Consider the following 13859-nt stretch of genomic DNA (forward strand, 5'->3'; position numbering starts at 1 on the left):
CTCCAGGCAAGGGGACACGCGTGCACGGCGGGGGACGGCAGGAACAGCGGCATGGGCGCAGGCGCGGCGAGGGAAGAAGCCGATCATTTTGCGCGAGAACGCGCGGGCTCGCCACCCGGCGGTGAATCGCCGCCCGCGCCGCGACGCGCCGGCGGCTCAGACGTGGCGCTTGCGCGCAAACAGATAGACGTGCGGACAGGCATCGTCGACGCGATGCCAGGGCGCATTGACGCCGTCGATGGCCGGCACCACCGCCTCGAAGCCCTCGCCCAGCTCGACCGGAACAGGCGCACGCCGCGGCGTGTCCTGGTAGCCCAGCACCAGCACCCCGCCGGGTTTCATCACCTCGCAGGCCTGGCGCAGCATGTGCGCGGCCTCCTCCGGCGAATTCACGCCCTGGCCCAGGACGCGGTCGATGATGACGAAGTCGAAGGCGTGCGGCGCGTAGTAGCGCGCCATCCGCAGCACCGAGCCCACGCGATGACGGCCCGGCACGCCGTAGACGGCGCGCGCCGGCATCCCGTCGAGGGTGTGCAGCTCGGGACGCAGCAGGCGCGCGTAGTGCCAATTGTGTCGGTCGACGCCAACCAGCAGACAGCGCGCGCCGGGCTGGGCGCGCCGGTTGATGTAGTCGAAGATCCCGGTTTCGAGAAAGGCCCGGCCCGGCGTATCCAGCACGAACGCCACGCCCAGGCGCGCCGCCCAGCGGGGTGAAAATCTGAACAGTGCCCGCTTGACGCCATAGAGAAATCCGGCCATTTCGTTCGCGCTCCGAAGACAGAAGGTGCGAACGATATCGGCCCGCGTGCCGTCCCACGCACGCCGCCCCGCTTTCAGGACCAACGCCCCAGGAACGCCCTGGCCGTCACGCGATGACGGCCACGTCGATCAGCGTGATGGGCCCCTGCATCAGGGGCCCGCTCAGCGCGAGAAACCGCTGAAAATGCGCGGCGTTGCCATGGGCCGCGAAGGCCGCGTCATCCTGGAACACCTCGCGCACGTAGAAGTCGTCGGTATTCACGGTGTCCCGCAGCAACACGTATTCGAGATTGCCGGGCTCGGCGCGCGTATCGCGCACGAGCGGCAACAGGGCCTGCTTGAGCGCTTCGCCCTGGCCCGGCCGGGCCTTGAGCACCGCGATCTTGCTGACGAGAGATGAGGTCATGATGTGACTCCTGGCCGTCAAGGCCGAAACGACGCGCCGGGCAACGGCCCGGCGGTCGGCATGGAAGAAGAACGGCGGGTCAGAGACGCGTGAGGATCTGATCGAGCGGCAGGCGCGACTTCGGCAGGTGCGCGTTGAAGTCTTCCGGGCTGTGATAGCCCAGCGAGACGATCACCGATCCGACCAGCCCGCGCTCGCGCAGCCCCAGCGCCTGGTCGAGCGCGTCGGCATCGAACCCTTCCATCGGGCAGGCATCGATGCCGAGGGCGGCCGCCCCGAGCAGCAGCGTGCCCACCGCCAGATAGACCTGCTTCTCCATCCAGTGGGTGGCGTCGCGCAGTGCGTAGCGATGCGCATTGACGAAGTGGGCCCTGCCGCGCTGCTGCCCGGCGCGTGCCTCGGCGCTGGCGAAGCGCGCGTCGCGCTGCTCCTGGTCGAGCAACTGCTCGAGATAGGCGTCGTCGATCGCCGCCCGGGTGCAGAACACCACCACGTGCGAGGCGTTGCGGATCTTGGGCTCGTTGAAGGCGTAGAAGCCGCTGGCCCCCCGCGCGACCGCCGCCCTGCCCTCTTCGGTGCCTGCAATGAAGAAATGCCAGGGCTGGACATTGGTGGATGACGGGCTGTAGTGCAGCAGCGCCTCGATCTGCGCCACGTGCTCGGCGCTGAGCTTGCGGGCCGGATCGAAGGATTTGGTGGTGTAGCGCTTTTGCGCGAGTTCGGCGATGTTCATGTGCGGGGTCCGAAGAGGGCCAGGAGGCGCGCCGCGATCGACTGCCACGGCGCAAGAAGCCCAGTATCCGCGCGGCGTCCGGCCCGATAAACGGGAGCGCCCAAGAAACAGTCTCGCCGCGCAATTGATAATGCGCTTGTCCGGCGCCCGAGCCCGCAAGCGAAATGGCCGGGGGTCAGCGCACCGCCCCCCGGCCATTCCTGGATTCATGCACGCCGCCTGCCGCCCCGCTCGATCAGCCGGACGCCGCGGCCCCGCGTCGCGTCAGGGCATGCGCCGCTGCTGCTGCTTGTTCAGCCGCCGCGCCTCTTCCTCGGCATACTGCTCCTCGCCCTGCTCGTAGCTGCCCTCATACATGCAACCGCTGCGATTCCAGGTGCATTCATTGAACAAGCGGCTGCCGCCCGGCCCGCCGCAGCCCGCCAGGACCGCGCCAAACGCCAACATCGCACCGCACCGAACCAAGGTTTGAACCAGCATGCCACCCGCCTCCACTGAATTTGCGCCAGACCTATTTATATCAAGCGGACAAGGGGCAAACCACGTTTTGCGGCGCCGGCGTGGTTATCGATTGTTGCGGCGCGCCTCACCGCACGGGTTCGGGCACGGCGGGCGGATAGGCGGCATCGAGATATTCCACGATGCCCGGCAACTGCTCGGCGGACAGGGGCGCGCCGTAGGCATCCACCATCTTCCTCACCTCCGCCTGCCAGAATCCGGGCAGCATGGGCGGCTGGGTGGAGAGATAGTCCACCGAATGGCACATCATGCACGGCGCCGCGGCGTCCGCGCCTGTCGCCGCGGGCCTCAGCATGGCCGTCTCGGTGGGCAACTGGATTTCCAGCGCGCCGGCCGACGCCACCGGCAGCAGCAGCGCGAGCACGATACCGGCCCTGCGCAAAGAGAATCGCATGGCAGCCTCCTCAGCTCGCGATGACGCGTACGGTCTCGACCACGTTGCGCAGATAACCGGCGCTGTTCCATGAGGGCGTCAGCGGCTGGATCTCGCCGGCGTTGCTGATCGCGCGCACCTTCAGCGTATGGATGCCGGCCCGGGTCGGCATGAAGGTGGCGCGCCACTCGCGAAACGAATAGCCGCCCAGGTCTTCGCCCAGCGTGGTGCCGAGCCAGCGCTTGCCCCCATCCACGGAGAGCCGCACCTCGCGGATGCCGTGGCCGCCGTCGAACGCGATGCCGCGCACCGGCACCGCGCGGCCGACCGCCAGCGTGTCGCCGTCGGCCAGGCTGGTAATGAAGCTGCGCACGTTGTAGCGGCCGATCGGCCGGGTGCTGTCCGGCGCCTGGCCAGGCAGGGAACACTGGCAGGCGTTGTCGGGCACGCGATAGGCCTTGGCCATCCAGAATCCCTCGAAGGGCGTGTCCCGCACGACGATGTCGGCCAGATGCTTGACCCAGTAGGTGCCGTAATGGCCCGGCACCACGAGCCGCAAGGGGTAGCCGTTGAGCATGGGGAGGTCGGCGCCGTTCATGGCATAAGCCAGCATCACCTCGCCATCGAGCGCGTGCGCCACGTCCAGCGCCTTGACGAATTCGGGGGTGCCCGGCAGCACCGGCCGGTCCAGCCCCTCGAACGTAATCTGGCGGGCGCCCGCCCGGACGCCCGCGCGTGCCAGCACACGACTGAGCGGCACGCCGCGCCAGCGCGCATTGCCCATGGCGCCATTGGCGAGCTGCCCGCCCGCCACGCGCGGCTCGAAGAAGCCCCGGCTGTTACCCGAGCACTGGGTGACCGCCACGAGCTCGACCGCGGCGCCGAACTCCTGCTTCAGCTCGGCCAGCGACAATTCGAGCGGACGCGCGACGTGGCCGCGCACGCGCAGGCGGTAGCGGTCAGGATCGATTGCGGTCGGCACGCCGCCCAGGTGATAGCGCACGAAGAACGCGTCGTTGGGCGTGAGCAGCCCCTCGTCGAACACCGCGAACGGGGTTTCCAGCTGCGGCGGCCGGGCGGTCAGGCGGATCAGCGGGCGCTTCTGCGGATACGCGACCAGCTCGCGCTCGCCGTTGGCAAAGGGCAGCGTGGTCGTGGCCGGCGCCGCGAGCGCCGCCAGCCCGTGGCCACCGAGACCGCCGGCCGCGCCGAGCGCAAGCGCCTGCCGCAGAAAGCGGCGCCGCCGCTCCATGTCGTTCGAGCTCATAGGTGTTTCCTCATCGGCCCATGCGCGGCACGTCCGCGCACGAAGACGAGCACGCTAGGCCGCACCCGGCCCGAACTCAAGACACCCGGCCCGAGACTGCATCCGAATCGACAGCGCCCCGCGCGGACGGGCGCGGCCGGACTAGGACGATGACGTATCCGTCAGGCATCGAACCCGACCGCCCGTGAGTTCCGCAGCCGCTTGCCTGAACAGCCCCTATATCTCGGCCCATTCGCGCAGCAGATTGTGATAACACTGGCTCAGCGCCAAGGTCTGCTCGCTCTCGCCGTGGCGCGCGCGCAGGGCCTGGATCGCACGGTCGAGGTCGAACAGGATCTGGCGCCGGTCATGCTCGCGCACCATGCTCTGAATCCAGAAGAAGGCGGCCACGCGCTCGCCGCGGGTCACGGGCGTGACGCAGTGCAAGCTGTCGGCCCGGTACAGCACCATGTCGCCCGCCGGCAGCTTCACCAGATGCTCGCCATAGGTGTCCTGCACCACCAGCTCGCCGCCGTCGTACTGTTCGGGATCGCTCAAGAACAGCGTGGCGGACAGGTCGGTGCGCAGCCACCCCGGCGACGCCGACTGGCTGCGCACCGCGCCATCGACGTGAAATCCATACGTCTCCGTGCACGCGTAGCGATTGAACTGCGGTGGCACCGTCCGCAGCGGCAACGCCGCCGCGAAGTAGGTGGGATGGCGGGCCAGGGCGCGCAGGATGGCCGCCCCCAGTTCGGCCGCCTCCGCCGACCCGTCGGGCAGCTGGCGATTGCGTTTGACCGCCGCGCCCTGGCTGCCGGCGCTGACCCGACCGTCCACCCACCGCGCCGCGTCGAGCCGCGCACGCATCCGCGCGACCTCATCGGCGCTCAGTATGTTTTGGAGATGAATCATGCCGATCCCGAGAGGGCTGGCGGCCCCGGCCGCCAGCAAGAGCCATCAATAGCGAAGTTTGGCGGTCAGCAGGAACGAGCGCGGCGCACCCGGGAAGTACCGGTAGCCGCTCTTGTTGATCGAGGCCACGTATGCCGTGTCGAACAGGTTGTAGACGTTGAGCTGGAAGTCCAGGTGCTTGCTGACCGCGTAGCCGGCCATTGCGTCGAACACCCAGTAGGCCCGGGCATAATCCGGCGTGCCGATCGCGCCGTCGCGCCCGCGCTCACGCGTGCCCACATACCGCACGCCGGCGCCGATGCGAAAGCCGTGCGGCAGGCGATACTGCGTCCAGCCCGAGAAGGCATGGCGCGGGGTGTAGCCGATGTTGCGGGATCCATCGTTCGCGACGGCCGGACCCTTGTCCACCGTCGCGTCCTGCACCGTGAAGCCGGCGTTCACCGACCAGTCGTCGGTGAGATTGCCGCTGGCGCTCAGCTCCAGGCCCTGGACGCGCTTCTCCCCATTCTGGCTGTAGGTGCCGTCGGACTCCGCCACGACCTCATTGAAGACGCGCGTTCGAAACACGGCTGCCGTCAGCAGCAAGCGGCGCTCGAGCACGTCCCATTTGGTTCCCAGTTCGACCGTCTGCGCTTTCTGTGGCGCGAAGTCCGTTCGATTGGCACTGTTGCCGGCGTGCGCCAGCTGGAAATTCGCGCCGCCCGGCGGCTGCTGCGACACCGCGAAATTCGCATAGACGTTGCCCACCGGGGTGAGGCGATACATGGCGCCCAGCTTCCAGTTCAGCAGCGTGCCCGAGATGCGCTCGTCGACGTTGGTGACCGGCGTGCCGGTCCGCAGGCCGTGGCACGCGACCGCCCCTCGGCCCGTGCCGCCGCACCCCATGGCGCTGCGATAGGCGGTGCGATAACGATCCAGCCGCACGCCCCCGTTGATCTGCCACGCGGGCGACAGGGTGATGGTATCGAACGCGTAGAGGGCGTAGGTGTCCGTGGTGCCGCGCCCGTCCGCGCCCGTGCGCGTCCCGCGCGGCACATGGGGGCTGCTGTCCGGCTGGTACACGCTGACCGGGATGGGGTTCGGCGTCGTCCTGCCATAGCTGACCTGCCGTTCGCGCGTGAACTCGACCCCCGCGCTCAGGTCATGCACGAGCGCGCCCGTCGATATCCGCGCCGTGAGGTTGGTCTGGTTGGAGAGCAGGCGGTTGACGAGGTCCTTCTGATTGAACATGCGTGTCATCGTCCACGACGGGCGGTCCGAATCCGGATCGATGACGAGGTTGCGCACGCCCGCCATGAAGGAACTCACCACGTAATCCTGTTGCGTGCGCGACCAGCGCGTGATGTTGCGCACCGTGGCATCGGCGCCGATCGCGTGCTCCAGGCGCAGCGTCAGCCGATCCGTCGTGGACCGGTCCCTGTCGGAAGCCAGCCCATAGAAGTTCGTGCTGGGCGCGGGCGCTTCCTCGTCGAGAAACCGCAGCGCCCTGCCCGGGGCGCGGTAACCCGGCAGGCCCACCGTCACCACGCCGCCATCGGGCCGGTTGTCCTGCTTGACGTGCAGCACGTCGAGGTAGACGCGCGTATCGGTGCCCAGTCCCCATCCCAGCGCGGCCGCGACGCCCCAGCGCCGCTCCTCGACGCGGTCGCGCCCGGGCTTGCCCGCGTCCAGGCCCATCAGGTTCACGCGCACGGCCGAGGTCTCGCCGATGCGGCGATTCCAGTCGAGCGTCGACCGCTTGCGCCGGGCGCTGCCGATCCCCAAGGTGGCGTCGAAGCTGTCCTCCAGCCTGGGCTGCTTGCTCACCACATTGATGGAGCCGCTGGGCGCGCCTCGCCCGTAGTCCGACCCTGACGGACCCTTGATGACCTCCACCTGCTGGGTGGTGAACGTATCGCGATGCACGGTCCCGCTGTCGCGGATGCCATCGACGAAAATGCTGTTCGAGGTATTGAAGCCGCGCAGGAGGATATCGTCGCCCATGGACGTGCTGCCGTTCTCGCCGGCAAAGAAAGTGCCCGCGCCCGCCACGTTGCCGACCGCATCGCTGAGCGTCTCCGCCTGCTGATCCTGGATCAGGGTGTCGGTGATCACCTGGACGGTCTGCGTGGTGTCGACCAGCGGCTGGGTGAACTTCGGTGACTCGAGCCGCTGCGCCTTGTAGGGGCTGGCCTGGCCGCCGATCACCCTGACGGGCGCCAGCGTGTGGACGTCGGCCGGCACATCCTGCGCCTGCACGGCCGTGCCCAGCATCGCGGTTGCCAGCATCGAGACGGCCGCGCCGCCTCGCAACGGTCGGGCATCGCCTGAACGAACGGGATCCGTCTTTCGGTTCTTGATATAGGACATTTACGCGCCTCTTGGAGTCGGAGCGCGTCGGCGTCTCGTCACCGCGCCGCTCCCCCGATGAGGCGGCGTCATCATCCACCGCCCCGCTGCCCCGGCTGCGTCAGCATGGCTGCCGCGGCAACGACAACGAGAATTATTACGTTTTGCCGGTGCACCGCGAGGATAGGTGAATCGCGAGCGATATTGCGGCAGCGCGTGCCGAGATAGGACTGAAGCCCGAGCGGCCTCGTCCCCGCGCGTGGCGCAAACAGCGTGGCCCGCCTGGGGCGGGCCACGTTGCACTACGGCGCAGGGCTCGGCCCTCGATCGGCCGTCAATCGGCCGACATCTTCGCGGCGCGCGCGACGCCGCCCAGGCGCTCGTATTCGCGCGCCGTGAGCGCGGCGAAGTCCGCGGCGCTGGAGGCGCGCGGCGAGAACCCGGCGGCGATCAGCTTTTCCTTCACGGCCGGATCGCCCAGCGCCTGCTGCAGCGCCGCTTCCAGACGCTGCACCACCGGCGCGGGCATGCCGGCCGGGCCATACACGCCAAACCACGGTTCGACCGCGTAACCCTTGAGCCCGGCCTCGCTCAGCGTGGGCACGTCGGGCAGGACCGGCGAGCGCTGCTCACCGGCCACGGCCAGCGCCCGCAGCTTGCCCGACTGGATATGCGGCAGCGACGCCGGCAGGTTGTCGAACGCCACCGAGACCTGGTTGCCGATCACGTCGGTCAGCAGCGCCGCGCTGCCCTTGTACGGCACGTGCGTGAGCGTGGTGTCGCTCATCTGGCCGAACAGCACGCCCGCCAGGTGCATCGACGTGCCCGCGCCGGCGGTGGCATACGGCAGGCCGGGATGCTGCTTTGCATACTCGATCAGCTCCGCCACGCTCTTGACCGGTAGCGCGGGGTTGACCTCCAGCACGATGGTGGAATTGCCGAGCAGGCCGATCGCGGTGAAATCGCTGCGCGGATCGAACGCCATCTTCTTGTAGATGTGCGGGTTGAGCGCGTTGGTGGAAATCGCGCCCATGCCCACCGTGTAGCCGTCGGGCGCCGCCTTCGCCACCGCGTCCATGCCGATGTTGCCGCCCGCGCCGCCGCGATTCTCCACCACCACCGGCTGGCCCAGCGTCTGCGCCATGTGCGCGCCCACCGCGCGCGCCACCAGGTCGGTCGTGCCGCCGGCCGAGTACGGCACGATGAAATGCACCGGCTTGGCGGGATAGGCCTGCTGCGCGCTCGCGCCGTGCGGGGCCAGTCCGGCAGCCAGTGCGGCAGCGAGCGCAGCGGCGGTTGCGGTGGCCCGCCGGGTCGCTCGCCCGTCAGCCTGCGGCAGCGAGCGCTGCCCGGGAAGGCAACCCATGACACGCGACAAGGGTTTGCGTTGATTCGACATTGCAATGGTCTCCACCAGGATTTTTATAAGACTTGTTCTGCGGGGTTTGGTCCGAAATCCGCTCATGCGGCGTCGCCCTCCCCGGCTCGAGCACTCTACTGCAGGCCATGCCCGGTCGTCACGCATCGTGTCATGCGTCGCGATTGCCCGCGCGTCGCCATGCCGTGCGTTTGCCGTGGTCCGAATGGCGGCCGGATCCGGACTTTGACGCGTGACATCGGGGCATACTCGACGGGCTTCCGGGCCTTCGCGTGCGGCACACTGCACGTACCGCACGCTCCCGGAGCGAGACATGGAGAAAGCCTTGGACATTGCAAAGATCGAGGCCGAGATATCGAAGCTCGTCGCCGAAAGCTTGAAGCTGCACGCCGAAGGTCTGAAGCTGCACGCCGAAGACATGAAGCTGCACGCCGAAGTCGCGAAGATGACGCGCGAGCGCACCTGGTATCCCTTCGTGGTCATCACCGCGGGGCTCACGTCGACATTCGCCGCGGGCGCGGTCATCGCCAAGCTCATCTGGCCCTGAGCGCTTCGTTGCAGGCGCTGCGCGAAGCCCCCTCGGGCCGGCCCCACACCGACCCTCGGGCACCTCGCACGGCCGCCGTACTTTTCAGAATCGCGTTTCCACCGACGCCGTGATGGTGCGGGCGAGGCCCAGCGTCGCGATCGGCGTGGAGTCGCTGAAGATCCCGGCGTAATAGTGCCGGTCAAATACGTTGTTGACGTTCAGGCGCAGCACGACGTCCCGCCCCGCCACCGCCACGGCGTAGCGCGCGCCGAGATCCAGCTGCCCCCACCCCGGGATCGTGAGCCGATTGGCGGCATCGACATATTGCTTCGAGGTCAGCTGCACGCGGCCGCTCAGGGTCAGGCCGCGAATCCATGGCGTGTCCCACTCCAGCCCCATGTTGGCTTGCCAGCGCGGCGTGCCGACGGTGGACTTGCCGTCGTACCGGCCGAAGGAGGTCCGGGTCTGCGTGCCGCGCGTGTAGGCCAGGCCACCCAGCACGCGCAGGGTGGTGCCGAGCTCGCCGAACGCATTCCATTCGAGGCCGCGCATGTGCTTCTCGCCCTTGTCGGAATAACTCGGCGCGGCGGCGGTGCCTTCGACGATCATCGTGGGCGAGCTGATATCGAAGTAGGCCAGCGTGTTCGTGAAGGTGCCCGCATCCCATTTGCCGCCCACCTCCCGCTGCACGGTTTTGTAGGGCGCGAAGACGGCGCCGTAGTTCGTGGCGGCAAGGTCCGTGACCCTGCCGCCCTGCCGCAGGCCCTGCACATAGTTCGCGTACAGCGACACATCGCCTCCCCACGGTTTCACGACGACGGCCAGCGCCGGCGTCAGCGCGCTCTCGTCGTAGGAATCGCCGCGGCCCGATGGTTTGAAACTGCGGGTTCGCACGTTCTGATGGCGCACCCCGGCGGTCAGCCTCAGGCTGTCGCCCAGCATCGAGACCGTGTCGATGAGCGCAACGCTGGTGAGCACGCTCTCGCCGGTCTTGGGCGCGCTGGCGGGCGGCGCAAGCACCACGGTTCGCGTCGGGGTATGGATGTTCGACCTGAACGTCGATGCCCTGCCCCTTGCCATGGCGTCTTCGGTGTCGAGCCGCGACCCTTGAACGACGAGCTCGTGCCCCACGCCACCGGTCATGAACCGGGTGCGAACGCCCAGCTCGGCGGACGTCGCGTCTTCGCGGGCGCGCTGCGGGACGGTCATGCCGGTGAAGTTGCCCCGCGCATCGATCCTGCGGGCATGGGTGCCGTTGATGAGACCCAGCTGGCGGCTATCCCGCTTGCCGATCGCGCCGAACGCGGTCGTGGCATCGTCGAGCCGATACTCGACGCGGCCGATGATGGCATTGCTCTGGATCGAGCCGTAGCCGGAACCGAACAGGTTGGTGCGGGGATCGGGCGCTTCGGGCACGGCCGCGGCGCCGAACCAATACATGGCCGGCGTGCCGCCCTTGAACGACTCCTGGCTGTGATAAAGATCGACGGAGGCGCGCAGGTCGGCATTGCGATAATCGATTGCGGCGGACAGCCATTCACGCTTCTTGCGCTGGCCGTCCAGTGTGCCGGCGCCATCCGAAAACGATCCGTTGATGCGCGCGCCCCACGCGCCCCCCTCGCCGAATCGCCGCCCCATGTCGACGGAGGTCCCCAACTGGCCGTCGGATTGCCAGTTCATGCCGACCCGGGCCTCCGGCAGGTCGCCGGCGCGCTCGGGCACCAGGTTGATCGTCCCGCCCACCGCGCCGCTGGGCGCCATGCCGCTGAACAGCGCGCTGGGGCCTTTGAGCACCTCGACACGCTCGATGAACTCGGTGGGAACGCGCCCCATCGGCGCGAGCCCGTACATCCCTTCGATCGCCACGTCGTTCTGGTTCAGATCGAAGCCGCGCAGACGAAAGTTCTCGTAGGGGTGGCCATTGGAGGTGGTGAATCTCACGCCGGGATCGTTGGCCATGACGTCCGCCAGCGTGCGCGCCTGCTGGTTGCGCAGCAGCTCGGCCGTGTAGCTGACGACATTGAAGGGCGTGTCCATGAGCGATTGGTTTCCGAGGGCGCCCAGCCGCGCGCCGCTGGCCACGGCGCCGCCCGCATAGGCGGGGGCAAGCTCCTGCCCGCCCGATATACCGATCACGGTGACCGGGCGCAGCGTGGCGACGGGATCGGCGGCTGCCGCATCGGCGGTCTGCACAGCCAGCAGCGCCGACAACGCCCACCCCAGCGCGGACGCCCGACCTCGGACTCGCGAACGTGATTGCATGAAGAAAGACAAAACGCGCCCTCCCAAACAAGAATAAGAATCGATTGAGAATCCTATTTGGGGAGCGATGCGTGCGGCAGTGCGATTGGTCTGATACCTGTGACGACAACGTCGATCCGCACAGCAAACTAAGACCGATTCACTGACTTTGAGACGGGGCGTCACGCGGATGGCGATTCGCAGGCGCGCCGCGCGCGAGCAATCACCGCGCGTCGCGGCGTGCCGGCACAGGTCGTGGGCAGCCAGGAGCACGGCGCGGTCGACTCGACGAGAACGGCGCCGGCCCAAGGCGGGATTCAGGGAGAAAGCCGGCTGCGTTTGCGCTCCATCAATGCCGCGATCGGAGATCCGCGTAGGCTGGACTGGTGTCACAGCAATTGATAGGAGCGCGAATGGCCCTGAAAAATGATGCCCACAGCGCCGAAGACGGGATGTACTACGTTGAATGCGTCGTCCAGCTGGGCGGCATCTCGACGGCGGGCATGGTGGCGGATCTCCACGGCATCACCGAAGAAGAACTCCGCACGAGGTGCCGGGCCTATACCAGCACCAGGCATCTCGAAGACGCCGGCCCCGATGCGATGCCCGTATGGCTATGGGCCATGAAGCACACGCCCTAGCCGCCAGACCGGTCGGCGAGACCGCCGGCGATCCATTCTGACCTGCGCCAGGGCTGCGGCCGGCATCGACGCACGCGCGTCGAGCCGACCTCACGATCGCTAGTCGCGCCCCGACAGTATGTCGTTTCGCACGGGCCACAATTGACGCAGCACGACGCCCCAGAACAGGCCGCTGACGAAGCCCGAAACCCCGCCGAAGGTCAGCACGAACGACGCATCGGCGGCGAATGCGGGATTGCGCGCGACCACGGCCGACAGGATGAACTTGGACGCAAAGGCCAGCACGAGCAGGATGAGCGTAAGCGCCGAGCCGGGTCGCAAGACCTTCCGGCTGGACCGGTCATAAGTGGCGACGAGCCGTGGCGGCACGATGAGCCATCCCGCAATCACGCCAGCCACCAGAAAGCCGCAAAACGCCAGATATGCGTACAGCTCGCCGTTGAGTGCCGTGTGAATCGACGAAAGCCCGAGCAAGAGGAATATCACGGGCAACAACAGCGTTTGCTTCACCGAGGTCCGGCGAGGCCACAGCGCCGCAATGCCGCGGTAGATCAGGAAAAGTAGCAGGACCCACACCCATGCCGGGGTGTGCCGAAATACCTCTGCTTGCATGCCGCCCTCCGCTTTCGAAAAGCCGAGTGTAGGGATACAAACCCGGGCGTCGCGGCCTCCTCGATAAAAACGGACCCGTCTACCGCGTTCTCACGCCGTCTCGCTTCACGTTGGAAATGCCGGTGGGGACGCGATGTCTACGTGACTTATTCGCCGCTCAAAAGCGGTTGCCGCGCAAGGCAACCCATGAGGCAGCGTGGTCCGCCGCCAAGCCGAACCGTTTCCGGGCGCCAGGTCGTGAATGCTCAGCAGGCTCTCGACGGACTGTGCAGACTGGCTCGGAGCGGGTCAACCGCCATAGCACTGCGCGTAAGTGAAATCGACCAGGCGTTTGTCGGCGTCGTCCTGGGGCGTGGACGGCTCTACCTGGAAATGGCCGAACATATCGTCGTTGCAAATCCGTACGGTCTTGCGCTGCGCACCCTCCTGCAATACGCAGGACCCGCCAAAACTGTGATTGCCTCCGGCAACGCCCACGGGCAGGTCAATCAGCCGGCTGCAAGCGATGATGCGGCCGCTTTGTTTCTGATGTTCCAACGATTGGTTGAACGACTCCACACGGGCGTTGGGATCGCGAATCGGCACGACGTTGACGCATTCGCCATTGGCGGTTTGCTTGCCCGGCAGCTTGCAGTCCGAGTAAGCCTCGCCATTGACAATATTCTTCTCATTGCGCGCCAGCACGGCGATGCGGGATGTGTATGCGCGCTGCAGGCAGGCGGTGTCTTGACACATGCCCCGCGCATACTTGATCCAGTTGCGCTGTTCCTTGGCCAATGCGCTCTTGCCATGGGCATCCGTCGCGGCGAGTGCGGCCTCGTAGGCGCCCTGCAATTTGCCATCCAGCGCGGAGGTCTCGGCATCGCCGCAGATCAACTTCTCCGTCGCGCTCGCGGCCTTGGTGCAATCAAAACTGGCGGCCTGGGCGCACGTCCATAGCGTTGCAAGGCCCAGCGTAAAAAGCAGCTTCATCGCAAATGCACGCCCTATCTTCGATACGTAAGCGGGTGGGCATTTTGCATTCGGCTGGGTCATGGTCCTGTCTTCTCAAGTGGCTTTTCGATTATCGAATTTAAACTGACGACGGTTTGCTTAGCAACCGAATGGGCCGGCCGCCGATGCAGCTGGCAGCGGCTGCCGCTGAAGGCACTTTCGCACACGTGGCGCGTCACGCGTTCG

14 protein-coding genes are annotated in these 13859 nt (G+C 67.3%); 2 read left to right on the forward strand and 12 right to left on the reverse strand.

Features of this window, described 5'->3' with window-relative positions:
* Positions 1 to 156: 156 nt before the first annotated feature.
* The 9 genes from CEG14_RS17490 to CEG14_RS17530 all read right to left on the reverse strand — a co-directional run bounded on the left by CEG14_RS17490 (position 157) and on the right by CEG14_RS17530 (position 8678).
* Complete coding sequence (locus CEG14_RS17490) at positions 157 to 759, reverse strand: hypothetical protein (protein ID WP_094827701.1); 603 nt, start codon at positions 757 to 759, stop codon at positions 157 to 159.
* A 106-nt stretch (positions 760 to 865) separates the two neighbouring features.
* Positions 866 to 1165, reverse strand: coding sequence for a putative quinol monooxygenase (locus CEG14_RS17495; protein WP_094827702.1), 300 nt, complete (start codon positions 1163 to 1165; stop codon positions 866 to 868).
* Between the two features lie 79 nt (positions 1166 to 1244).
* On the reverse strand, positions 1245 to 1898 hold the full coding sequence (nfsB, locus tag CEG14_RS17500; RefSeq protein ID WP_094827703.1) for an oxygen-insensitive NAD(P)H nitroreductase: 654 nt from the start codon (positions 1896 to 1898) through the stop codon (positions 1245 to 1247).
* A 264-nt stretch (positions 1899 to 2162) separates the two neighbouring features.
* On the reverse strand, positions 2163 to 2378 hold the full coding sequence (locus tag CEG14_RS17505) for a hypothetical protein (protein WP_094827704.1): 216 nt from the start codon (positions 2376 to 2378) through the stop codon (positions 2163 to 2165).
* A gap of 106 nt (positions 2379 to 2484) precedes the next feature.
* Complete coding sequence (locus CEG14_RS17510; RefSeq protein ID WP_094827705.1) at positions 2485 to 2811, reverse strand: sulfite:cytochrome C oxidoreductase subunit B; 327 nt, start codon at positions 2809 to 2811, stop codon at positions 2485 to 2487.
* Between the two features lie 10 nt (positions 2812 to 2821).
* Positions 2822 to 4057: a SorA family sulfite dehydrogenase catalytic subunit gene (sorA, locus tag CEG14_RS17515; protein ID WP_094827706.1), complete on the reverse strand. Its 1236-nt coding sequence runs from the start codon at positions 4055 to 4057 to the stop codon at positions 2822 to 2824.
* A gap of 216 nt (positions 4058 to 4273) precedes the next feature.
* Positions 4274 to 4951: a Fe2+-dependent dioxygenase gene (locus tag CEG14_RS17520; protein ID WP_094827707.1), complete on the reverse strand. Its 678-nt coding sequence runs from the start codon at positions 4949 to 4951 to the stop codon at positions 4274 to 4276.
* 45 nt (positions 4952 to 4996) lie between these two features.
* The gene (locus CEG14_RS17525) at positions 4997 to 7300 is read right to left on the reverse strand and encodes a catecholate siderophore receptor Fiu (RefSeq protein ID WP_094827708.1); all 2304 of its coding nucleotides are present in this window, start codon (positions 7298 to 7300) and stop codon (positions 4997 to 4999) included.
* 313 nt (positions 7301 to 7613) lie between these two features.
* Positions 7614 to 8678 carry a Bug family tripartite tricarboxylate transporter substrate binding protein gene (locus tag CEG14_RS17530; RefSeq protein WP_373454207.1) on the reverse strand — a complete coding sequence of 355 codons (1065 nt, stop codon included), beginning with the start codon at positions 8676 to 8678 and terminating at the stop codon, positions 7614 to 7616.
* Between the two features lie 292 nt (positions 8679 to 8970).
* On the opposite strand from CEG14_RS17530, the gene CEG14_RS17535 reads away from it, so the two are divergent.
* Positions 8971 to 9204 carry a hypothetical protein gene (locus CEG14_RS17535; protein ID WP_094827710.1) on the forward strand — a complete coding sequence of 78 codons (234 nt, stop codon included), beginning with the start codon at positions 8971 to 8973 and terminating at the stop codon, positions 9202 to 9204.
* Positions 9205 to 9288: 84 nt separating this feature from the next.
* On the opposite strand, the gene CEG14_RS17540 is transcribed toward CEG14_RS17535, so the two are convergent.
* Positions 9289 to 11397, reverse strand: a complete 2109-nt coding sequence (locus CEG14_RS17540; RefSeq protein ID WP_256985819.1) for a TonB-dependent receptor — start codon at positions 11395 to 11397, stop codon at positions 9289 to 9291.
* 443 nt (positions 11398 to 11840) lie between these two features.
* Between CEG14_RS17540 and CEG14_RS17545 the strand changes: the two genes are divergently transcribed.
* Positions 11841 to 12068 carry a hypothetical protein gene (locus tag CEG14_RS17545; protein WP_094827711.1) on the forward strand — a complete coding sequence of 76 codons (228 nt, stop codon included), beginning with the start codon at positions 11841 to 11843 and terminating at the stop codon, positions 12066 to 12068.
* A gap of 99 nt (positions 12069 to 12167) precedes the next feature.
* Here CEG14_RS17545 and CEG14_RS17550 read toward each other — a convergent pair whose 3' ends face one another.
* Positions 12168 to 12680, reverse strand: a complete 513-nt coding sequence (locus tag CEG14_RS17550; protein ID WP_094827712.1) for a DUF6622 family protein — start codon at positions 12678 to 12680, stop codon at positions 12168 to 12170.
* Between the two features lie 288 nt (positions 12681 to 12968).
* Positions 12969 to 13715 carry a lysozyme inhibitor LprI family protein gene (locus CEG14_RS17555; RefSeq protein WP_256985820.1) on the reverse strand — a complete coding sequence of 249 codons (747 nt, stop codon included), beginning with the start codon at positions 13713 to 13715 and terminating at the stop codon, positions 12969 to 12971.
* Positions 13716 to 13859: the final 144 nt, after the last annotated feature.

The organism is Bordetella genomosp. 1 (genome assembly GCF_002261335.1).
Taxonomy (GTDB): Bacteria; Pseudomonadota; Gammaproteobacteria; order Burkholderiales; family Burkholderiaceae_B; genus Bordetella.